At 52.3% G+C, this 23134-nt stretch carries 19 protein-coding genes; 9 read left to right on the top strand and 10 right to left on the bottom strand.

What is annotated here, in order from left to right; genetic code table 11:
- The first annotated feature begins 214 nt into the window (after positions 1 to 214).
- Positions 215 to 1474: a serine hydrolase domain-containing protein gene (locus AB1611_05515; protein ID MEW6379048.1), complete on the top strand. Its 1260-nt coding sequence runs from the start codon at positions 215 to 217 to the stop codon at positions 1472 to 1474.
- A gap of 163 nt (positions 1475 to 1637) precedes the next feature.
- Complete coding sequence (locus AB1611_05520) at positions 1638 to 3803, top strand: penicillin-binding protein activator (protein ID MEW6379049.1); 2166 nt, start codon at positions 1638 to 1640, stop codon at positions 3801 to 3803.
- On the opposite strand, the gene AB1611_05525 is transcribed toward AB1611_05520, so the two are convergent.
- Positions 3787 to 4236: a ferritin-like domain-containing protein gene (locus tag AB1611_05525; GenBank protein MEW6379050.1), complete on the bottom strand. Its 450-nt coding sequence runs from the start codon at positions 4234 to 4236 to the stop codon at positions 3787 to 3789. The two genes, AB1611_05520 and AB1611_05525, sit on opposite strands and share 17 nt — an antisense overlap.
- A gap of 600 nt (positions 4237 to 4836) precedes the next feature.
- On the opposite strand from AB1611_05525, the gene AB1611_05530 reads away from it, so the two are divergent.
- The 7 genes from AB1611_05530 to AB1611_05560 are packed head-to-tail and all read left to right on the top strand — an operon-like array spanning position 4837 to position 13430.
- Positions 4837 to 6186 carry a flippase gene (locus AB1611_05530; protein ID MEW6379051.1) on the top strand — a complete coding sequence of 450 codons (1350 nt, stop codon included), beginning with the start codon at positions 4837 to 4839 and terminating at the stop codon, positions 6184 to 6186.
- Positions 6123 to 7688 carry a lipopolysaccharide biosynthesis protein gene (locus AB1611_05535; GenBank protein ID MEW6379052.1) on the top strand — a complete coding sequence of 522 codons (1566 nt, stop codon included), beginning with the start codon at positions 6123 to 6125 and terminating at the stop codon, positions 7686 to 7688. The genes AB1611_05530 and AB1611_05535 overlap by 64 nt, the downstream gene beginning before the upstream one ends.
- Positions 7657 to 8859: a glycosyltransferase gene (locus tag AB1611_05540; GenBank protein ID MEW6379053.1), complete on the top strand. Its 1203-nt coding sequence runs from the start codon at positions 7657 to 7659 to the stop codon at positions 8857 to 8859. Before AB1611_05535 ends, AB1611_05540 begins: the two co-directional genes overlap by 32 nt.
- A gap of 9 nt (positions 8860 to 8868) precedes the next feature.
- On the top strand, positions 8869 to 10032 hold the full coding sequence (locus AB1611_05545; GenBank protein ID MEW6379054.1) for a glycosyltransferase family 1 protein: 1164 nt from the start codon (positions 8869 to 8871) through the stop codon (positions 10030 to 10032).
- A gap of 2 nt (positions 10033 to 10034) precedes the next feature.
- Entirely contained in the window at positions 10035 to 10892 is an 858-nt protein-coding gene (locus AB1611_05550; protein MEW6379055.1) for a glycosyltransferase family 2 protein, read from the top strand.
- Positions 10883 to 12334, top strand: a complete 1452-nt coding sequence (locus tag AB1611_05555; GenBank protein ID MEW6379056.1) for a hypothetical protein — start codon at positions 10883 to 10885, stop codon at positions 12332 to 12334. Before AB1611_05550 ends, AB1611_05555 begins: the two co-directional genes overlap by 10 nt.
- Positions 12321 to 13430: a Wzz/FepE/Etk N-terminal domain-containing protein gene (locus AB1611_05560; GenBank protein MEW6379057.1), complete on the top strand. Its 1110-nt coding sequence runs from the start codon at positions 12321 to 12323 to the stop codon at positions 13428 to 13430. The genes AB1611_05555 and AB1611_05560 overlap by 14 nt, the downstream gene beginning before the upstream one ends.
- Before the next feature lie 287 nt (positions 13431 to 13717).
- Here AB1611_05560 and AB1611_05565 read toward each other — a convergent pair whose 3' ends face one another.
- From AB1611_05565 to cbiD, 9 genes are all read right to left on the bottom strand, one after another.
- Positions 13718 to 15232 (bottom strand): cobyric acid synthase, encoded by a 1515-nt coding sequence (locus AB1611_05565; protein ID MEW6379058.1) that lies wholly within the window; start codon positions 15230 to 15232, stop codon positions 13718 to 13720.
- A gap of 12 nt (positions 15233 to 15244) precedes the next feature.
- Positions 15245 to 16648 (bottom strand): cobyrinate a,c-diamide synthase, encoded by a 1404-nt coding sequence (locus AB1611_05570; GenBank protein MEW6379059.1) that lies wholly within the window; start codon positions 16646 to 16648, stop codon positions 15245 to 15247.
- A complete protein-coding gene (gene cobJ, locus AB1611_05575) occupies positions 16623 to 17372 on the bottom strand; it encodes a precorrin-3B C(17)-methyltransferase (GenBank protein ID MEW6379060.1) in 750 nt (249 codons plus the stop codon). The genes AB1611_05570 and cobJ overlap by 26 nt, the downstream gene beginning before the upstream one ends.
- A 5-nt stretch (positions 17373 to 17377) precedes the next feature.
- Positions 17378 to 18445: a cobalt-precorrin 5A hydrolase gene (locus AB1611_05580; GenBank protein ID MEW6379061.1), complete on the bottom strand. Its 1068-nt coding sequence runs from the start codon at positions 18443 to 18445 to the stop codon at positions 17378 to 17380.
- Positions 18435 to 19256, bottom strand: a complete 822-nt coding sequence (gene cobM / locus AB1611_05585; GenBank protein ID MEW6379062.1) for a precorrin-4 C(11)-methyltransferase — start codon at positions 19254 to 19256, stop codon at positions 18435 to 18437. The genes AB1611_05580 and cobM overlap by 11 nt, the downstream gene beginning before the upstream one ends.
- A gap of 34 nt (positions 19257 to 19290) precedes the next feature.
- Positions 19291 to 19857, bottom strand: a complete 567-nt coding sequence (locus tag AB1611_05590; protein MEW6379063.1) for a cob(I)yrinic acid a,c-diamide adenosyltransferase — start codon at positions 19855 to 19857, stop codon at positions 19291 to 19293.
- A 15-nt stretch (positions 19858 to 19872) separates the two neighbouring features.
- Entirely contained in the window at positions 19873 to 20580 is a 708-nt protein-coding gene (gene cobI, locus AB1611_05595; GenBank protein ID MEW6379064.1) for a precorrin-2 C(20)-methyltransferase, read from the bottom strand.
- A 181-nt stretch (positions 20581 to 20761) separates the two neighbouring features.
- Positions 20762 to 22006: a precorrin-6y C5,15-methyltransferase (decarboxylating) subunit CbiE gene (cbiE, locus tag AB1611_05600; protein MEW6379065.1), complete on the bottom strand. Its 1245-nt coding sequence runs from the start codon at positions 22004 to 22006 to the stop codon at positions 20762 to 20764.
- Positions 22003 to 23133: a cobalt-precorrin-5B (C(1))-methyltransferase CbiD gene (gene cbiD / locus AB1611_05605; protein MEW6379066.1), complete on the bottom strand. Its 1131-nt coding sequence runs from the start codon at positions 23131 to 23133 to the stop codon at positions 22003 to 22005. Before cbiD ends, cbiE begins: the two co-directional genes overlap by 4 nt.
- Position 23134: the final 1 nt, after the last annotated feature.

Genomic DNA, 23134 nt, shown 5'->3' on the forward strand with positions numbered 1-23134 from the left:
TCATTCTTCCATGTTCTTGTCAAGAAATGGAAAGGAATATTACCATTCCTTCCAATCTAGGCGGAATATCCTGACCCGGCCTTATCCAGGGGAGGTAAAAAAGCTGGACAATTTCATCTGGTACGGTTAAATAACTTGACTTCAGCAATCCGGGTCGGATAAAATCCGGACACATTTTCCTTGTCGTTCCAATTCAATAGAGGAGGTAGCTCGTATGTCGGAAGGAATGGGTGGAATGGGTAAGTGGGTAATTGGAACTCTGCTCCTGTTTTTCGTATTCATCAGTGTGCCGGGATTGACCTGGGGAAGTGAAAAGGATGGAAACACCGGCCTTGCGGATGCGGCCAGGCTTCAGGAGTCTGCCCCGCCTCAGGCCGCAGCGGAATCAGCCGATGCCCTGCGTGAAGAGACTGACCTTGATTATTACATCAGGAGAAGGCTGGACAGGGCGCATATCCCGGGGCTTTCGGCAGTAATTGTCAAGGGCGGCAAGATTGTCTGGACCGGGACCTATGGCTGGTCACGGATTGTCAGACAGGCGGTTACCAGTGACACACTCTTTCAGGTTGCCAGCGTCTCAAAGACCGTCGTGGCCGTAGCGGCAATGAAAGCCTGGGAGGAGGGGGCATTTGACCTTGACGAAGATATTAATACTTACCTCCCCTTTAAAGTAAAAAATCCCTTTGCCTCCGAAAAGCCGATTACTCCCCGTATGCTGCTGACTCATACCGGAACTGTTCGTGATCAGGGAAATACCATGGATTCAGTTTATGTCTGGAACAGGGATTCTCCGATCAGCCTCGGTGAGTTCCTGAAAGGCTACCTCACTCCGGGGGGACGTAATTACCATCCCGCGTTGAATTTCTATGCCGAAAATCCCGGCACAGTCTTTCATTACTCAAATATCGGCGCTGCCCTGGCCGCATATCTCGTCGAGGTAACAACCGGCATGCCATTTGATACTTACTGCAACCGGAAAATTTTTCAGCCTCTGGGAATGAGAGAGACTTCCTGGCGGCTCGCCGACCTGGATAACGATCACATTGCCATGCCTTACGGCTATGACCGATTACGCCGACGATACTACCCCTACGGCTTTTATGCCTATCCTGACTACCCTGATGGTTTATTGAAAACCAGCGCACCCCAGCTTGCCCGTTTCCTGACCATGTTTATCAACTATGGCGAGCTTGAAGGAGTCAGGATTCTCAACAGAGAAACCGTTGAGGAGATGCGAAGGGTGCAGAATCCTGCGGTCGATCCCCGGCAGGGAATACTCTGGTTTTACAAAGAGCTGGCCGGCTGGAAACTGCTTGGTCACAACGGCGCGGATATCGGAGTAACCTCAGAAATGTTCTTCCGGCCCGAAGATGGCGTAGGTGTCATTCTCCTCATGAATGGAGATTGTACGCTCTTCGATGAGAAGGTCATCAAAGAGCTCGAAACCCGCCTGTTCAAAGAGGCCGGAGCATAAATAACCGCAGGAGAGTGCGGCTTCAAGGTCGCGGCGGGGGGGGGAGCCCTCTCTCTCCTGGTTGGGGTGAGGACTGTTCGGGGAATTTGACAACTTTTCTCTTTTGCTCTATTATAACTGCATACTCCAAGTCCCTATCGCTCATGGAAAGAGGCTAAATCCAGTGTTTGATAAAATCATGACCTATCTGCCATCCTCCCGCATCCTGCGGACAGTTTTCTGTGTCTTCGGGCTGTATTTCCTCCTGCTGGGCTGCGGGCCGAAGAATTTATCTACCCAGGGCTCTTATACGATGGCCAACCAGCTCTACAGCCAGGAAAAATATGACCGGGCTGCCAAACTCTATACCGACTTTCTCATGCAGTCCCCGCAGAACCCTCTGGCCGATGAGGTCCTTTTTCGTCTTGGGAAGATTTATCAGCAGCAAAAGCAGTATCAAAAAGCCCTGCTTCGCTTTGGAGAGCTTATTCAGCAGCATCCGCAGAGCAGGTACATCCCGGAAGCACAGCTTGAGGCCGCGATCTCTTCCTTCCATCTTCACCGCTATTCCGAAGCTGTTCCCCTGTTCCAGAAATATTTGAGCTCCAGCCATCCCGCCAGGGATGCCGAGGCGATCATGCTGCTGGCTGACTCCTATTTTGCCCTGAAGGAATATCATAAGGCCTTCGGTGAATACAATCTCCTCCAGGTGCTTGATCCTCAGAAAAAACACGACCCAAGGATCCTCTATCAGACCAGCCTCTGCCAGATACATTCAGGGCACCCCGACCAGGCTCTTGCCCAGCTCAACAGTCTGCTCGGCACCGAGTTCGGAGCCGCTCACCAGGCCGAAATTCAGCAGGCATTGGCCCAGGCCAATCTGATGCTCCGGCATCCTGTACAGGCTCTGGACAACCTGCTGAAGGCCCGTCAATACGCACACAATGCTCAGGAAGCAGCACAATACGAGCAGAAGATTGCCGCCATCATTCAAGATCAGCTCACCCGGCAGGATCTTGAAACCCTGGCCGAAAAATGGGGGCGGAATTTTCCTGCCGATCTTGTTCTGATCCAATTGGGATATGCCTGGCAGGAAGAGCGGCAGTTGTCCAAAGCCAAACAGGTCTGGCAGCAGTTTCTGATCAGCTTTCCGGACCATCCCCGGAAGGGGGCGATCAGCAATGGTCTGGAGGAACTTGATCAAAAACTTGCGGCCGGCAGCACAAAAATAGGCTGCATTGTTCCCACAACCGGCGATTTCGCTGTCTATGGTGATAAGGTCCTCAAAGGAGTCAAACTGGCAATCGAGGAGTACAATCTCCACAACCATACCGATATTCAATTGGTTCCGGTGGACTCCAAGGGAAATCCCGAATACGGAAAAAACGGGGCCAGACTCCTGGTGGAAAAGGAGCATGTGGCAGCCATTATCGGCCCTTTGCTCAGCTCCGAAGCCTATGCGCTGGCTCCGGTTATCGATAAGCTGAGGGTCTGTACAATTACTCCTACCGCTGCCGGAAAGGGGATCCCGGAAAGCAGTCCCTATTTTTTCCGCAATTGCCTGACCAACCAGCAGCAGGGCAGGGCCATAGCGCAATATGCAGTCAATACTCTCCAGTTGAGGCGGTTTGGCATTTTCCACCCCAACAATCCGTACGGAATCGAATTGATGCAGATCTTTTCCCGTGAGGTCAAGTCCCTGGGCGGAACTGTCGAGATCGTCGAACCTTACCAGGAGGGAGAGACAGACTTTCGCCCTCAGTTGGAGCGAATCAACCGGATTCACCCCGACGGGCTCTTTATCCCGGGCTACCCTGAAGAGATAATTCTCATCGCTCCGCAGGTTCCATTCTACAACTTTGAGGAAGAAGCACCGCACGAGCAGGCAGATCGGACAGCAGAGGCTCAAGGCGCCCCGGCAGCCGCTCAGACCGAAGCCGCCCCCGATCAGGCCGGGAAAAAGCAGGCCATGCAATTACTCGGATGCGATGGCTGGTATTCGGAGAAAGTTATCTCCCAGGGAGGCGAATATGTCGAGGGGGCCGTATTTACTACAGGGTTCTTCAAAGAGAGCCAGGATCCCCCCATTCAGGAATTTATCAACAAATACCAGAAAAAATACGGCCACCCTCCGGATATTCTCTCCGCTCAAGCTTATGATACCACCAATATCCTCCTTCTGGCCCTCCTGTCCGAGAGACTGACTCACGAAGGCCTTCGCGAAGCTCTTTTCCATACGCGCGATTTCTCCGGAGTTACCGGAGTGACAAGTTTTTCCCCCTCAGGAGAGGCTGCCAAAAAGACATTTATCTTAACGATCAAAGATCATCGCTTTATGTGCCCGCCTTAAAAGTCCGAAGATTAAGGTCAGGAATACCATAACTGAGAGCTGAAGAAGGACTCTGCACCAGGCTCGCCTTCCTTGAATGTCCGGCGCCGGTCGGCAGGAAGGCGAGAAGCTCACGCCTGTGCCGCGTTTCATCCTCCAGAAGGGAAGACACCAGACGGTTGGTATGCGCATCCTTCCCTTCAGTCAGGTGGTAGATATTCAGGTAAGCCTGCAAAGCACCCTTTTCAGCTTCACTGAGCGCCCGGAGAATCGCCCGCTCATCCGACTGCTCCAGGGGGGAAGAAAGGGGTGGCTGCGGATTGACGAAAAGCCTGGGAAATTCCCTGAAATCAAGCGGAACTTCACCTCCCATCTCGGAAATGAATGACACCAACTGCTCAAAATGACTGCAATCCTCCATCCGGGCCCTCTCGATAGTGTTCTGTAATGCCACTCCCCCTATATCTCCCAAACGGGGTCCAGATACCGTGTAATAGTAAAATATTTCCCACTCTCTGACTGCACATCGAGCAAGCAAGTCCAATAACTCATCAATATTTATCCTTACGCGCTGGGCCATTTTTCTGGCTGTACCCATAGTGATCACTCCCTTTCTTATCCCTCTTGTGCTGACTGCTTGAAAGTTCTTTTGTGCTGAATTTTTTACTGTCAATTTGTACTAAAGAATAGCAATTTAACCTGTACATCGGTTTTTTTCTCTGTTTTTACGGATCAGGGAAATTTTCAACAAGGGCAGCAATCTTGTTAAGCTAATGGCGATAATTTGGCTAAATTTAAATTTTATGTCAACAATCAGGATAGTTTATCCGATATACAAAAATAATACTTTTTTGATCATTTGAAGCTGGAAAGTCAGGGAATCCACAGGGCGAAGCTATGCTTTTTTGAGAAGTCAGGAGACAGGAGTCAGGAGTCAGAATAAAGGCTGTCTTTTCTCCTGACTCCTGGATTCTGACTCCTTTTCGTACTATCAGCAACCAGATGCAGACCGCTCCGGCTTTCCCGGATAAAACCCCACAAAAAGGCCCTATCAATGATATCGAAGCTTGTATCTTCCCGCGTCAAGTCCCTGCGCGCTCATCTGGAAAACCATCCGGGCTTTCAGAAGGCTGTGGCCAATATGGGCTGGCTGCTGGCCAACGAATTCCTGCGTATGGGGATAGGGCTTTGTGTCGGTGTGTGGCTGGCCCGGTATCTGGGACCCGCGCAATTTGGAATGTTAAGTTATGCCCTGGCTTTCGTTGGGCTTTTTTCTGTACTGGTCGGTCTGGGATTGGACGGGATCGTGGTCCGGGATCTGGTCAACCATCCGGACGGAGGAAACGAGATTCTGGGCAGCGCCTTTATGCTCCAACTTTTCGGCGGCAGCCTGGCCTTTATGGCAGTTATTGCCATCTCCAGAGTTATGCACCCGAAGGAAAGCCATCTTCGCTGGGTAATAGGGATCATCGCTTTCGGGCTGATCTTTCAGTCATCCAAGTCCATTGATTTATGGTTCCAGTCTCAGGTGAAGTCCAAGTATACGGTCATCTCGGAGATCACTTCGTTCATTGTTCTGTCGCTCACCAAGGTGATACTCATTCTCAGAGGAGCATCGCTCGTTTTTTTTGCTCTGGCCTATCTGTTTCAGGTGATTGAAATCATGATCAGCCAGATTTTCTTTTACCACCGCAGCGGCAAGAGCGTTTTTCTCTGGGAGCCGAGCGTTCAATGTGCAAAACGGCTGCTTGCCGAGGCCTGGCCGCTGATCATTTCGGGGTTTGCCATCATGATCTACATGAAGATAGATCAGATCATGCTGCTGGAGATGAGCGGGGAAAATGCTGCCGGTATTTACGCGGCAGCAGTGCGTCTTTCAGAAGTCTGGTATTTTATCCCCACCGTGATCGCCTCATCGGTTTTTCCCTCCCTGGTGAAAAGTAAAAAGGCCGGAGGTAAAACGTACCTAACCAGGCTGCAATCCTATTTCGATCTCAGCGCCCTTCTGGCCTACGGACTGGCTATCCCTTTCTCACTGTTTGCTCCTTTCATTCTGAATACGCTGTATGGGAGTGCTTACCAGGGAGCGGACAGAATTTTCGCCATCCATATCTGGGCAGGATTATTTGTATTCCTTGGTATCAGCCGCGGGCAGTACCTGGTAAATGAAGGGCTGCTGAAGTTCTCCTTTTTTTCCACCGCTATCGGAGCAGTTATCAATATGGTGCTGAATTTTATCCTGATACCGAAGTATGCCGGTGTTGGCGCTGCTATAGCTACGGTAGCAGCACATGGGGTCTCAGCCTATTTGAGCTCCTTTTTTTTCAGGCCTGCGCTGCAGTGCGCCTACATGCAGACCTTGGCTCTCTTTTCCCCGATCCGGTATGTATTGAGGGTAATTTGACCTGCATTCCGGTTGAAACTTCCCTGAAAAAACGCTCGGTACAGGGAGTATTATGGAATGCGTTCGGCAGTTACAGCCACAAGGGACTGCAAATTGTGGTGTCAGCTATTCTCTCCCGGTTACTGAGTCCGCAGGACTACGGCATCATGGCCATGGTCCTGGTACTGAGCGGATTTATGTCAATATTTCCTGAGGCCGCCCTGATCCCCGCTATTGTGCAGCACCAGGATCTCGATAATAAGGATTTATCCAGTATTTGCTGGTTTGGCTTATGCTTAGGTTTTTTGATGTTCCTGATCATGGCGGGATGTTCCCCCTACATCGCTCTTTTTTATAAGACGCCGATCTTGCGGCCAGTGGCCACAGTCATGGGTTTGACGTTTCTGTTTCAGGCACCGGGAGAGATTCCCCTGGCTCTCCTGCAGCGGCAGTTAAACTTTAAATCCATCAGCTTCATACGGCTCATCTCTGCATTGTGTGCGGCAATTGTGGCTGTCTATCTGGCTTTGACCGGTGCCGGTTATTGGGCCCTGGTTATTCAACATATCGTATATGCTGCCTGTTGTGGTTTATTATTTTTTTATGCTGCCAAATGGCTGCCGGCTTTTTCATTCCAACTGAAATCAATACAAAAGGTTTTCCGGTATTCAACGGATATTACCTCCTTTTCGGCAATCAACTATTGGGCGAGGAATGCGGATAATATTTTAATCGGTAAATTCTGGGGGTCGTCAATGCTGGGGTATTACAGCCATGCCTATAACCTTATGCTGGCTCCCTTATGCCTGATAAACCAGGTTATTAATCCTGTCCTGCATTCAGCCCTGGCCCGGATTCAGGAAAACCGGGTGCAGGTGCGAGTGGCATTTTTGCAGGTTGTGAAATATATCTCCATGGTTTGTTTCCCTCTGGTGATAGTACAGGCTTTCCTGGCACCGGAGATTGTCCAGACGTTATGGGGGAAGCAGTGGAGTCCCTGCATCCGGGTTTTCCGGATATTATCTAGCGTCGGCCTGGTACAGCCAGTGGTTTCATCGACGGATATCGTGTTTCAGGCATGCAACCGGACGGACATGCTCCTGAAGATCGGGACGATCAATGCCATTGCCATCTGTGCCGGCATAGTATCCGGCCTCTCCTGGGGAATGTCTGGAGTGGCGATCGGGTATAGTATCGGTTATGGCATGATTGTTGTGCCCACCCTGTATGCAGCAATCAGTGTTGTTCTGGGTGGCTCTTTGCAGGAGCTGTTTGCAGTTGTGGCCTGGCCAGCGCTCATGGCTGCCTGTGCCGGTTTGAGTCTGGCAGTCTGGAACCGGCTTTTCAGAGGAATGCTGCCTGCCTTCTTCCATGCAGCAGGTGGTGGAGCTTGTGCAGGTGCAGTCTCTCTGATGGTTCTGGGCATCTTTGATCGCCCTTCCTTGAGTGAACTCTCCAGTTCGATCATGCCCTCTAAGAGCGAGGAGAGAAATGATACAGGCACTGAGAGGATATATTCCTGAAAGCATCGAAGAGATCGTAAGAGATATCAGGGTATCGTTTCTGGATATGCCGGTACGGAATTTCTTCCGGACAAATTATCCTCGCCATGTTCTGATATCATACATTACCTCTCCGTTCAGGAAAGGCATCAGCCTGTCGCATACCAATACCAGAGAATCCGTTGAAATCGCCAGGGTCTTTCATAATCTCGGATTTACGGTCGATATCGTAAATTACCAGTACCGGGGAGGATTGGATTACTCACCCTATGACTTTATCTTTGGCTTTGGTGAGCCATTGATAAAAAGTTTTTACCGGAGGAACAGGCATCAGCTCACGGTTTTTTACGGAACGGGCATGCATGTCTGCCATCAGAACCATGCCACGTTGCAGCGGATAGCGGAGGTATACCGAAAGAAGGGAGAATGGCTGCTGGAGTCGGGGAGAATCGTTGACAAGTCCTGGACCGTTCAGACAACCCTGGTAGATGCCATTATCACTCTGGGAAACGAAACGGTAGCGGATTCATACCGGCCCTATTTTCATAAAAAGATCTATTGTCTTCCCGTGACCTATTACCAGGTTCTGGACTTTGAAGACGTCCTGGCAGGCAAGGACTTCCGGCAGGCCCAAAAGCACGTTCTCTGGTTTGGAAGCTCCGGTCTTGTTCATAAGGGCCTGGATGTATTACTGGAAGTATTTAAGGAATTGACTGATAGGCATTTGCATATCTGCGGACCGATCGACCGTGAGCCCGGATTCAAAAAGTGTTACTATCAGGAGCTTTACTGCACGGAAAATATCCATACCTATGGATTCGTCAATTTACAGTCCGAATTGTTCAAACACCTGGTCAGCCGGTGCGGCTTTGTGATTTTCCCCTCCTGCTCGGAAGGTGAGCCGAGCGCAGTGATCAATGTCATGGCCAATGCCGGGCTTATTCCGATCGTGACTCGGGAATCGGGCATTACGGTGGACAGTTTTGGAATAAGGATCCATGATATCAGCGGGGAGAGCATAAAACGCTCCCTTGCTGAAGCGATGGCTCTTGGCCCCTCTGAATTACAGGACAGAAGCTTCGCCTGTGCCAGAAAAACCGTGATGGATCACTCTGTGGAGCGCTTTCGCAGCACGCTGACCGATGCTCTCAAGAGCGTCATCGAGGAAGACGGCCTCACTCTCCCGGTATGAAAATTTTCTATGAAGATTTTCTACGATTATCAGATATTCTCTCTGCAATCTCATGGCGGCATCTCCCGCTATTTCTCTGAGCTTGCCACAAGGATGGCTCTTTTCCCGGGGACGAATGTCCTGGTGTGCGCCCTTGTACACCGAAACTCGCATGTACGACAGTCACATCGGCCAGGAGGCGGAGGGTGCAGCCCGGTGATCGGCTTGTATATTCCGCATATTCCGAAGACCGGCAAAATCAGGCAATTTTGCAACAGCATCCTTTCAAGCGGCTGCCTGAAAAGCTGGCAGCCGGATATTTCCCATGAGACCTACTATGCACCAGGGTCCATGAACAGCCGGAACGTGAAAACGGTGATCACCGTTCATGACATGATTCACGAACGGTTTCCCGGCTCTGCTCCCCGCCGGGACAGGACCGCCTCGCTGAAAAAAGCCGCCATCAGCCGTGCAGACCATATCATCTGCGTTTCGCACAATACCAGGAATGATCTACTGGAGTGCTATCCGGTCGATCCCGGAAGAGTCTCAGTCGTGCACCTTGGCTGCTCACTGACCCCGCTGGATAATCCGGTACGAGAACAACCCGGAATCACCCGGCCTTATCTGCTGTATGTAGGCCAGCGCACCGGGCATAAGAATTTCCGGAATTTTCTGAAGGCATATGCCAGTTCACGGCGGCTAAAGGATACTTTCGGCCTGCTCTGCTTTGGCGGAGGGGCTTTTACCCCTCAGGAGGTCAGGTTTATCGGCGATCTGCACCTTGATCCCGCACGGATCCTTCAGATATCCGGTGAAGATCAGGTGCTTGCCGGTTTGTACGCCCATGCGGCGGCCTTTGTCTACCCATCGATATATGAGGGGTTTGGCATTCCTCCCCTCGAGGCAATGTCCTTCCGGTGCCCGGTAGTGTGCAGCAACACAGGATCTCTGCCTGAAGTTGTCGGGGAAGCTGCGGAATTGTTCAACCCGGATGACGTTGAACACATCATGAACGCCGTGGAGCGTGTCGCTTTTTCGCCAGCCAGGTCCGATGAGCTTATCAGCCTGGGCTTGCGGCAGGTCGCAAAGTTTAGCTGGGATCGCTGTGCTCTGGAGACATATCATGTTTACCAGAAATTATCGACCATGCTGCCGGGAAAAATCCTGGCCTGCTCTCCACTCTCCATCTGATAATGCCAGGTTTTCCCAGTCTCTCTGAAAGAGCATCAACAAACAGGCGGTGGAGTTTCTCTTCCTGCCCCAGGATTTCTATTATCACTCCCACCCGCAATCAGGCCAGGTTTCTGGAGTCTGCCATTCTCAGCGTCCTGAATCAGGGGTATCCCGATCTTGAATATATCATTATCGATGGCGGCTCAACGGACGGGACCGGGGAAGTTATCAAAAAATATCAGCGTCATATTTCCTCGTGGCTCAGTGAACCGGACAACGGGATGTATCAGGCCATTAACAAGGGGTTGCGAATCGCCACCGGCGAAATTATAGCTTACCTGAATTCGGATGACCTGTATCTGCCGAATGCCTTCCGGGTCGTGGTGGAGCACTTTCACCGGCAGCCCAAAGCCGCTCTCCTGTATGGCGATTGCCTGTTTATCGACGAGCAGGGATATCCTCTCTATACGTACCGCTACCTGCCATTCAATCTGCACCGGTATGCGGCCATGAACTGGAGCAGTATTGCCCAGCCTGCCACCTTCTGGAAAAGCGAGATTCACCGGGCCGGGATTTATTTTGACGAAAGTTTTCGGATGATTGGGGATTTCGATTTTTTTCTGCGGGTTGGACAGCGGTTTCGGATCGATTACCTCAGAGAACAAATCGCTGCCTTTCGACTGCACCGCAATTCCCAAAGCGCACGCCATTGTGCCGTGCGGCGGGAGGAATTAGCGAGAATGCGAAAGAAACACCATCTCCTGTGCTGCACCCGAGGTCGTATACTCAGACGGTATCTCGGAGAGTGCCGGATAAAACTGGCTAACTTTCCCCTTATGCTCAGGAAATTTCTCAGAAAGGGGCAGGGATGGTGGTAAAGGGTAAGAAAGTTACTCTCCTTTTCCTCAAACTGGTGGCCTTTTCAATTCCCTTCCAGGTCTTTGCTCTTCCCGTGTCAGGGAAAGGTATCGAGACAGGCCATCTGTTTTTTACCCTCGCTTTAGTTTTCCTGCTGAGGGATTTTGTTCTGAAAGACGGGCGTGCCGCCGGTCTTGATGCGCCGGAGAGGTATTTACTCCTGTTCTTGGGCGGGGCTGTTATTTCGTTTGCCATAGGGTTTCATCTTTTCCAATTCATGGGACATGAGATCAAGGGAATCAAGCAGTTAGCCGGGCTATTCGAGGCAGCTTCAGTATTTTTCGTCATTCATCGCTCTGTCAGCACCCCGGATGAATTCTCCGGCATGGTCCGGTTTCTTGTCGCCGGTATGGGATGTCTTGCTTTTTCTGGCCTTTGGCAGTTTCTGGCCATGAATTTTACCGGTATCCGCCTCCTGGCGGACTGGTCGTGGGCTCAGGGGTTGAATCCTTCCCTTGGCGCCGGATGGCGCAGGTGCGGCGAGATGGGAGGATTGTACCGCGCTCACTCCTTTGCACCGGAACCGGCCCAGTACGCCATGATGTTGACCTCGATAATCGGCCTTACGATTATCAGGATATTTCCTCACAAGGGTTTTCAACGGAGCGGGTGGAAAGACCTCCTGCCTTCTCTTGCGCTCTGCATGGGCACTGTCCTTGCCTATATCCTGAGCTTCTCCCTTTTGGCTATCGTGAGCCTGATGGTGATTATCGCTGCCTATGGAGGGTTATTCTTCGAGAAAAAACACTCTGTGATTACAGGAGCTTTGTTTATTCTCGTGCTCTTTGGGATATGGACGGCGATGAACACCGCTACCGAGGGGAAAATAGCCCAGAAGATGATCACCATAAAAATGATCATGCCCACGGGAGATAAAGATATTACTTCTGATGCGTTATCAGCTCTGGCTCTGGCCTCGAACCTGGAGGTTGGATTGAAGGCCCTGAAGGCCAATCCGTTCACCGGCTGGGGCATTGGCGGCCATCCGTTTGCTTTTGCACAATATGCACCCGTATGGACAGCCAGGTATCCCATCCTGTTGAAATTGTGTAAGGAAGATGCCGGCAGTCTGGGAATCCGCCTTATTTCCGAAACCGGCCTGATCGGGCTTTCATTGTTTCTGCTCTTTATCTGGGGGATAATCCGCCGTGCGCTCCATGCAATCAAGGAAGCGGAGAAAAAAGCCTCTGCATCTGCTGCCCCCCTGGTTCCCCTGTGCATTGGCCTCCTGATCTCGACCATAGGGGTGGTTATCAGGGTTCTGTTTCGGTATGGAAGCTACTACTCACTCGTTTTTTGGGTATCTCTCGGCCTGACCTCCACTATCCCCCAGGTCCTCAGCTCCTGCCCGGAGGCGGTGAATGTGCCATTTATCAGGGGATGCGACGATGGAACAAACTGAAACCGGACTCAAAGACTACTTTCAGATTCTCCGAAAACGGTGGAAGATGATCCTCGGTATTCTGCTTTTTTGCACCCTCGGAGCAACGGTCGTGAATTTTTTCCTGCCCGATGTGTTTGAGGCCACGGTCACCCTCATGCCCCTGGAGACCCCTCCATCGGGTCTTGGTCCAATGATCAGTGAATCTTTCCGCTCCATGATCGATATTCCTTCCCTGACGGGACTGGGGGGAAAATCGACCACGGAAAAGATCATCAACCTTCTGGAAAGCCGCACCCTGTGTGAGGAGGTAGCGCGCCAGCTCAACCTGCAGGCCGTATTTTTTCAAGATCCGGCACTGCCTGACCCCTGGGCAGGCACGCTTCGCAAGCTGCGCAATCTGCGAACCATTGAAGATAATCACCAGGGGCTGATCCTCATCACTGCTCACTATACCGATCCCAATCTGGCTGCGGCTATAGCCAATAGCCACGCTTCCTGTCTGCAAAAAATTCTCCAGGAAAATGCCTTTTCGCTGACGAAGAAAAACCGTCTGTTTATCGAGGAACAACTGGCCCTTTACAGTGAAAAGCTCAGGAATGCAGAGGAGAGGTTTAAAGAATTCCAGATGCAGAAAAAAATCATCTCCATCGATGAACAATCGAAAGCGGCTGTTACGGCCATTTCAGAGCTCAAGGCCCAGATCATCAATAAAACCGTCCAGCTCGATGCCATGAAAAGCTTCGCTACCCCGAATAATCCGGAAGTTATCCGGCTCGGTACTGAAGTGAGTGAATTTAAAAAACAACTGCGCCTGATGGAAGAGCGGCAGGAGCCCGACTCATTGCCAGCCTTGCGCCATGCCCCTGAGCTGGAGGTGAGCTACTTCAGGCTGAAGCGGGACATCGCCACCTTTGAGCAGGTTTACGAAATGCTTACCCAGCAGCTTATCCTGGCCAGAATTCAGGAGTCCAAAGAAGAGCTCAGGTTCCAGATTATCGATCGCGCCATACCCCCGCATCAAAAAATCCGTCCCCGCCGGATGCTTTCGGTTCTCATCACTGCCGGAGCATCCCTGTTCGTTGGTGTTGTCCTTGCGCTCCTCCTGGAAAGGTAAGGAGAAGGGGGGAAGGGGAACAGACTTTTGACATCCCCCGGCTGGTAGCAGAGAACCGCCCTAAGAGCGAATGTACTGATAATTTGAGTCAGGTAAAACTCACACCACGCGAAGCCTCATGATATCCCGGATCTTTCCACCAACGGATGAGGGTCGGGGTGAGGGGGCGTCGTTGAACCAAACCGGACGGGTAATTCCCGCTTACGGAGGATGGTTGAAGGGTCATACAAGGCCGCCGTGAACCACGAAGAGGCACAATTGAAGATGGCTGAAGGGGGTGACTCAGTTTACCGGGAATGTTCCTCCATGATTCGGATAATCTGGTTTATGTCCGTATAGCGGAGGAAATGGGCTGCCACGAGATCGTATTGTTTCTCCTTTGCTTCCCAGAAATTTCCCTGCCCTGTGGAAGGCTCAAAGGGTATGCATTTCCTGGCAGCGATCAGGTTCAGGAAGTGCCTTCGAAAGCCTGCTGCATCAAACAGACCGTGGAGGTAGGTTCCTATCACATTGCCCCGCTCACTCACCGCCCCATCAAAGCGGCGGTCCTCCATCGCTATCGTTAAGAAGGGCTGAGTGTGGCCGAAGATGCGGGTTTCTCCCATATGGATTTCATACCCGGCAACCTTTTCACCAAAAAAACAGTCTCTTCCCTCGGTTCGCCGTAAGACCTTGATGGGCTGAATTTCCGTGCTGACATCGAGCAAGCCAAGTCCTTCAACCTGCTTCAAATTTCCCTCCCGGCTGCCGGGATCGGTAATTTCTTTTCCCAGCATCTGAAAGCCTCCGCATAAGCCGATAATCCACTTGTCAGTCCCGGCAAACTGCCGTATCTTTTCCGCCCAGCCGGACGTTTGCAGCCAAACCAGGTCATGCAGGCTGTTTTTGCTGCCGGGAAGGATCAGGAGATCATAGGAAGAAAGCTCGACTGGCGAAGATAGCCAGTTAAGAATGGTCTCCGGCTCCCGCTCCAGGACCTCCAGATCAGTGAAGTTAGAGATATGGGGCAGCCGTATGACCGCGATATTGATTTTATGATCTTCTGTTGGCCGTATCTGTACCTGTGCATCGAGGGCCATGCTGTCTTCCCGGTCGATAACCATTTCGGGCAGATAGGGAACCAGCCCCAGAACCGGCTTTCCGGTCCGCTGCTCCAGCCAGGCGATTCCATCCTTGAAAAGATCGGGGTCGCCGCGAAATTTATTGATGATAAAACCCTGGACAAGGTCCCTCTCCCTGGGCGAGATAACCTCAAGAGAGCCGATAATCTGAGCAAAGACCCCGCCCCGTTCAATATCCGCCACCAGGATGACCGGGGCACCGGCAGAAAGGGCCATTTCAAAATTCACGATATCGTGGGCTCTCAGGTTGATTTCGCAGCACGAACCAGCGCCTTCAAGGACAATAACCTCATACTCTCGAGCAAGCTGCCGGTAGCTCCCCATAACCAGATTCTTCACTCCAGGCTTAATGGCATAATACTCCCTGGCCGTCATGTTGCCATAGACCCTGCCCTGGAGTATTACCTGTGAACCTGTCTGGCCACTCGGTTTGAGGAGCACCGGGTTCATATGGATAGAAGGAGCCAGCCCCGCTGCCTCTGCCTGGGCTGCCTGGGCCCGCCCGATCTCTCCTCCTTCAAGGGTAACAAAAGAATTGTTGGACATATTCTGTGCCTTGAAAGGCGCCACCCGAAAGCCCCGGTTTTTGAATATCCGGCAAAAGGCTGTTGCGGTAATGCTTTTGCCTACATCCGATCCTGTGCCAAGGAACATGATTTGTAATGGTTTTTTCATTTTCATAAGAGGACGCCCTCAATATTTCTGGAGAAAATAGTGAACACTCTCAGGATAAGAGCCAAAATGAATATGGGGATAGCCGGCCAGACAATTTTTATAGCGAAACCCCTCGACTTTCTCCTTCGTGCCCCTCGAGTCAAGGCCGTAATAAACTCTTGGTATCGTATCGGGCATTCTCTCCGTGGTTGAATAATGGAATTCATGGCCCCTGAGTCTATTCCCCGAAAGACCGAGCGGGCAATCCTCAGCAAGGTGAATCTCACGATAGCCAAGGTGAACCTTTTTTCCCATGCGCGGGCAGACCGGAAATATGCCAGCCAGGGGAAAAAACTGGTGATCAAAGGTTTGAATGCCCCTGCTCAGATAGACAAATCCGCCGCACTCGGCCAGGACCTGTCCTCCATCCTCAATAAAACTTCGAATCGAGTCGAGCATGCTCAGGTTTTGGGAAAGCTGCAAGCCATACAGCTCAGGGTATCCCCCGCCAAGATAGAGAGCCTCGCAGGAGGCAGGTATCGAGCGGTCCCGCAGGGGGCTGAAAAAGACCAGTTCTGCCCCGGCCTGCCTGAGAAGATCAAAATTATCCTGGTAATAGAAACAAAACGCCTCGTCTTTGGCTATGCCCACGGTTCTGATCTTCCTTTGAGGAGGGGAGAGTGCCGGAATCTGAGATATTTCTCCAGATAGCCCTATATCTTGAGCGCTCCGCGCAATGGCAAGCAGCCGCTCAATATTTACCTGCTCTTCCAGCAGAGAGGAAAGCCTGCTCAGGAAGGGCTGCGGGAGAGGGTCTTCCTCTGCTGTGACCAGCCCAAGATGCCGCTCAGGGATAATCAGCGACTCATCACGGGGGAGGCAGCCCAGTACCTCGGTGTGGCAATAGGTCTCAATAGCCTCTTTCAGGTAGGCAAAATGTCTGGGACTGCCCACCTGGTTAAGGATGACACCAGCCAGAGGAACTTCGGGGTCAAAGCGCTCATACCCTTGAATCAGCGCTGCTGCACTGCGGGCCATACTGCGGCAGTTAACGATCAGGATTACCGGGCAGTTGAGCCACCTGGCTATCTGAGCCGAGCTTCCATCCTCACTCAGGCCGCTGAGCCCGTCAAAAAGGCCCATAACCCCTTCAATGAGGGCCAGGTCCACTCCCTGGGCATGTTGAGCAAAGGTCTTGAGATTATATTCCCTGGAAAGCATCCAGCCATCGAGATTTCGTGAGGCCAGGCCGCTGATGCGGCTGTGATGGCCTGGATCGATAAAATCCGGGCCGACCTTAAACGGCGACACCGTAAGGCCCTGCTCTTTCAAAAGGTGGAGCAGACCAAGAGTCAGGGTGGTCTTGCCCGAACCGCTGTTAGTGCCTGCAATCAGGATGCGGGGGATTTTGGGCGTATTATTCTGAGAGTTTTCCCTGCTCATAGACCCTTTCATATCCCCGGGGAGTGATGATTTTCCCCTTGAGGATATGGGTTTGCGAGTTACCGATGATCACCAGAGAGAGCATGGTGATCTCCTCTCTGGTAAAGTCTTCCAACGTGGTTATGATTTTTTTCTCTTCATCATCCCGCAGAGCATTATGCACTATTCCCACCGGGGTACCGGGGGGCCGGAATTGCAGGAAAATAGCCTGAGTCTCTAAGATTTGAGAAGTGCGTTTTTTACTTTTGGGATTATACAGGGCAGTGACAAAATCCGCCGAAGCCGCAGCCTGAAGACGCTTTTTAATCACTGACCAGGGTATCAGGAGATCACTGAGGCTGATTATGGCTATGTCGTTCATGAGTGGCGCTCCCAGGACCGAGGCTGCCGCACACATCGCCGAGAGGCCGGGAACGATCTCAACTTCGATCGCATCCAGTCCCTGTTCTTTCAGGAAAAGCTCCAGGGCAGGGCCAGCCAGGCCATAAATCCCCGAATCGCCGCCGGAGATCAGAGCCACCCGCTGCCCCTGCATGGCCAGTGATATTGCCTCCCGGCATCGTGCCAGCTCCTTTCTCATCCCCGAAGCCAGCACCCTCCTCCCTGGCCAAAAATCCTTGACCAGAGCGAGGTATCGTTCATAACCGATAATAACCTCAGACTCTTCCAGCACCTGCAGTGCCCGAAGGGTAAAATACTCTCTTTTCCCCGGCCCAAGGCCGATAACCGCTAATCTTCCTTTTTTCGGGAGGCCAGGGCTACGGTTACATTGCCCCGTTTGACCTTGGTTATCACAAGATCCTGGTGGCCCGAAAGAAGCATGGCTGCACATTCTGCAACTCCTTTTACTCCGAGTATATTCTTTACATAGTCCGATGGTGAGCTGGGAGGATCAAGACGATTTAGTTCTTCGCGGCTAAAAAGGTGAACTTCCAGCCCAAACCTGCTGGCAAAGCCCTGCAACCCCGGCTCATCAGCCTTAAGGTCGATCGTGCCCACCCCGGCCAGAGAGAGCATCGAGTATCCATGTTCCTCCAGTATCTCCTTAACACTGACATAAATCTCCTCCTCTGAAGTACCTCGGTTGCAGCCAAGGCCAAGGTAGAGAACCGGGGGCCGCAGGAGTAAAAAGTGCTGAGCTGGCCACCGGGGCAGATCCGTGCGGGGAGAGACGACTGCCAGAAAATCCACAGGATGAGATGCTTCGCCATTCCATGCGCTCATGCCCTCCGGGAGCCTGCTGAGGTAGTGTGGGTATTCGCTCCAGCAAAACAGCGGGATATTCTTCACCAGAGCAGCGTTAAAGGCCGTGACCTGAGAAACATTCTCAAGGCGAAGCCCCTCCCTTTTGGCCCATACCTCTATGGCCGTCTTGTTGCCGACATCGGTAGCCGTCGTGATAACAGGCAGTGCTCCGATCTTATGGGCAACCTCCCTGGCAAGATCGTGGGCACCTCCCCAATGCCCGGATAGAAGACTGATGGCCCAGGTCCCCCGTTCATCCAAAACCACCACCGCCGGATCATGCCACTTATCCGTAAGAAGAGAAGCTATGCTTCTTACCACTATCCCGGTAGCCATGATAAAAACGTGAGCCCGGAAAAGGTGAAAATTGCGGGCTACTACCTTCCCGATCCCTTCGGAAAAGAGATGTATTCGGCATTTGCCACTCCAGGTGGCTGCGATTTTTTCGTCAAGAAAAACCTCGGCCTGGGGGAATGCCCCGGCCAGGCGCAGAGCCAGATCCCTGCCTCCGGGAGTGAGCGCATAGAGAGCAAGCTCCTTTCTACCTTCCACCTTCATCTTCACCTTCTTCGGGTTCCGTGCGAATCCCCTTCCTGTATTCATGGCTGAACGCAGGATTATAGAGCTGAGAGGGAGTCGTCTCATCTTGCAGACTGATTGTGGCTTTTAATACATCTCCCACCAGGATCAGGGCTGTACTTTGAATACCGGCAGCCTGGACCAGGTCGGCGATATTCTCCAGCCTGCCGCGCACTATTTTTTCATCGGGAAAGGTAGCTCTTTGAACTACGGCTGCCGGTGTTTCTTTCCGGTATCCTCCGGCCAGGAGCTCATCCACCACCTCCCGGATAGCTGAAATGCTTAAAAAAACAGCCATTGTCGCTCCCGCCCTGGCCAGGTTTGACAGGGATTCCGAGGCAGGCACTTTCGTGCGGCCACCTCTGCGGGTCAGGATGAGGGTTTGGGAGACTTCAGGCAAGGTCAGCTCCTGCCGCAGGGAAGCGGCACTGCCAAAAACCGAGCTTACCCCCGGTACGACCTCAAAAGGAATCCCTGCCCTGACCAAAGGCGCCATCTGCTCCTGAATGGCCCCGTAGAGAGAGGGATCGCCCGAATGGAGCCTGACCGCCGTCTTCCCCTGCCGGGCTGCCGTAATGAGAATAGTGGTGATTTCATCAAGGGTCATGGATGCGCTGTCGTATGTTTCAGTTCCCGTGCTGGCGAAGGAGAGCAAAGCCGGATTGACCAGCGAGCCTGCATAGACCACGAGGTCAGCCTCTGATAAGAGCCGCTTTCCCTTGACCGTAATCAGCTCAGGATCACCCGGACCTGCACCGATGAAGTAAACCTTGCCTTTTTTCATAGTTTAGTCAGCCTCGCTCATAATATTCTGGTTATCAGTAATCGATCCCCTTTTGCGGCTCTATGCTCTGATGGAGAGAATGCTTTATCTCTCTCATTTCGGTAACTATATGGGCTCTTTCGATCACATCGGGATGGGCATCCCGGCCAGTCAGTACAAGATGAAGGTGCGGGGGCCTGGTGTCAATGAGCTCAAGCACCTGGTTCAACTCGACCAGTTTCAATCTGACGGCGTTATTGATTTCATCGAGCACGATCAGGTGAAAAGAGTCTGAAGCCATTTTCTCAAAGGCCAGGTTCATGGCCTCCTGGGCCCTGACTCTATGCTCCTCCTTTGAATAAGGATTGTCTCCCAGACCGCAATATCCTTTGCCGGTGAAATATGCCTCCGCCTCCGGGGCCAGTCTTTTGAGCCCGTCCATTTCTCCGGCGTACAGATAGCCCTTGATAAAGTGAATAAGGCAGACCTTCATTCCATGCCCAACCGTGCGCAGGGCCATCCCCAGGGCGGAAGTGGTCTTGCCTTTTCCATTGCCGGTAAGGACAACGACAAGCCCGACTTGTTCCTTTGGCTCAAGAACCCGTGTTCCGGTTTCATTCATTTACTTATCTCCCTCTTATCTCCTCACGATAAGGAGTGACATATAGTCCACTTTGCTCCCCACCAGGGGAGAAAGATCATGGATAATCCTTTCCTGATCCGTGCTGATCCGCTGAAACAGGGTAGCCCTGGTGAGCAGATCCATTTCTTTGAGCATATCATACACCTGATCGAAAACCCGGCTTACTTTGAGCAGCACCACGGCATCAAAATCCTCCAGGGCCGTTCGCACCCTTTCACGGTCTGCAGTAGCCGGAAGGACCGCAACCCGCTCATCTGCTTTGCCGAGGGGAAGAGATGCCGCCGCAGCACAGGCACTGAGAGAGGATATTCCCGGCACAAACCGCACCTCGATGTGCGGATATTTCTCCTGCATGATTTCAAATAAATAGATAAACGTGGAGTAGAGGGTCACGTCACCAATGGAGATAAAGGCAACATCCTTTCCCTGGTCAAGATGAGCAACGATCCTGTTTATGGCTTCCTGCCAGGATACGCCAGGCGTTCGAGGTTCGTAGCTCATGGGGAAGAGAAGCTCGATTTTTTCCTTCCCGGCAAGACTCATGGCCTGCTCCAGGGTGGAAAGAGCTATGCTCCGCTCTCCCTTACGGGATACCGGATAAGCGATAATCCCGGTACGATGGAGAATCCGCAAGCCCCTGAGGGTGATAAGTTCCGGGTCTCCCGGCCCGATGCCGATACCATAAAGAATTCCTTTGGTCATTTTGCTTCTTCTCCGGGTAACTTGTATGTTTAACCGTGGCCAGGCAGCCCATTGGCTCAATGATCGTTCACTCTTTTACCACGAGCCTGAGAACCAAAAAGCACTACCTGTACCGGTTGGTCGCCGTAAAGTGCTTCAAGGTGTCGGTGGAACTCAGTAACAATAGTTTCGATTTTAGGATTCACAACTTATCCTCCTTTTCCCCAACCAGAATATACACCGGAGGCGAGGGCTCCATGATGGTTAATCCGGCCAGGTCTTTCTTCCGGGAAATCTGGATAGCTGTCATATCAAAATACCCGGCCTGTGAGCGGAGAAACTCTTTGGCTATGGTCAGGCTCTCCAGGGTGACAGCGTTCACTGCTATCCGCCCGCCCTTTTTCAGTCTCTGCCAGCAGGTTTCCAAGTTAGGGCCAAGGGACCGGCCGCTTCCGCCGAGGAAAATCCGGTCAGGATCAGGCAAATCGGTCAGGATGCCGGGGGCTTCACCCGGAATAACCTCAAGATTCAGAACCTGAAACCTGCTGCGGTTTTTGATGGTATTTTCCACCTCGGCAGGCTTTTTTTCAATAGCCAGGATGAGGCCGGATCGAATAAACCGTGCAGCCTCTATCGAGACCGAGCCGCTTCCAGCCCCGATATCCCAAAAGATTGAATCCTCCTGCGGTCTCAAGTGCGAAAGCACTGCCGCTCTGATTTCGCGCTTGGTAATCAGGCCGGCCGTATGGAAGAACTCCTCTTCCGGCAGACCGGGAGCAGGATGCAGGCTCAAAGGGCTCTCAGGGGCCGCTTTCACCAACAGGAGGATATTGAGCGGCTCACTCTCCCTTGCTGCAAGGTCCTGGAGTGTACCTTGAGTCATTTTCTCATGCTCACAGCCAAGATTTTCGAACAGAAAATAATGCCCGTCCCGGGCTGCTCCCCGGTCCAGCAGGAAGGAAGCAATCCGGGCCGGGGTATTGGAGTTGTCAGTAAAAATGCCGATTTTTTTCTCCGGCCAGACTTTGGCCAGATGATGAATCGGCCTTCCATGCAGGCTGATCAGGGCAGCATCATGCCAGGGAATCCTGGCTTTGGCGAAAGCCCACTGCATTGAGCTTACAGCCGGGTGAATCGTAACCTCCTGCGGATCAACGTGCTGCAGCAGGGTGGAAGCAATGCCAAAAAAATTCGGGTCACCCGAAGCCAGGACGACCACTCTTTGCCCCCGGTATGATTTTACCTGATTAATCAGGAAATCAAGGTCCCCTTTCAGGAACAGCCTTTGCCCTCCAAAGCCTGGAAAAAGCTCCTGAAGCCGTGGTGCCCCAGCCAAAAGCATAGTATCATCAGGTAAATGAGGAAGAAAGGCAGGGTGGTTAAAGACATCCTGTGCCGGGCAGGGGCTGATACCCACAATGTGCAGCCACTCATGCAGTGCCTTCATCCTGCCCGCCCTCCCCTGCCCTCTTCCTGACTATCAGCGATTTTTTCCCCTTCGTAGGAGAAAAGAATGCATCTTACTCCCAAGTCTCTCGATATCCGGTCAACCAGAGTGGAAAAAAAGAGACCGTCTGACCGCTGCCTAAAATACTGATAGACCTGGCGGGCAGTATGTGCCCGACTTATAAAGGCCAAAGTCTCCTGCCCATATCCGGCCTGCTGAGCAGATGCAGATAACCAGGCCATATCCAGTGTGGAATGGTGAACATGGGTGTGTATGCACCCCTGGGCTATTTTCACCAGTTTGGCAAACTGGGCAGATATAATAATCTGCCGGAAACCGAATTTTCTGGCCGCATCAAGGGAGAAGCCCGCATAATCGCCCATGAGGATGAAAGCCTCGTGCGGCCAATGGGGAAATACCTTTATTGCTGCTGCCTCGCTCGATCTTCCGGGAGAAAGGACCACCCTTTCGCAACCGGAGGCTTTGGCTACTTTGAGGCAGGCGACAATAGTATCCTGCCAGGCCAGGGCAGAAACCGGCTCCACCAGGCCGGTTGTCCCAAGAATGGATATGCCGCCGACAATGCCCAGACGGGCGTTAATGGTTTTTACCGCTGTCAGCTCACCCTGGGGAACTGAAATCTCGACTATGACACTGCCAGCATAGTTGGCCTCCTTGAGTATTTCCCGGACATTATCCCGGATCATCCTGCGGGGGACCGGATTGATGGCTGGCTCTCCCGGTGGAAGCTCCAGCCCCTCTTTGGTTATCCGGCCTACTCCATCCCCCCCCGCAATCCTGATATCGTTTCCAGGCTGCGAATTGAGCGTTATCCTGGCCCGGATTTCAATCCCATCGGTGACATCAGGATCGTCTCCCGCATCCTTGATGATGCCACAGCCAGCCCAGCCTTCACCCATGCGCGGATTGACCGGCTGGAGCACAAGCCGCTCACCTGATGGCAAAAGCAGGCTGGTGGGTGCAAAACCTTTGTGCAGCAGCAACTGCTCCACACAGGCGCGGGCTGCCGCAGCGGCGCATGAGCCTGTCGTATATCCAGGCCGCAGGTGCAGCCTGCGCGGGTGAGGCTGGTGCGACTTTCCGGTTTCCCTGGAATCAGACGGCATC

Source organism: bacterium, from assembly GCA_040755755.1.
Lineage (GTDB): Bacteria > SZUA-182 > SZUA-182 > DTGQ01 > DTGQ01 > DTGQ01.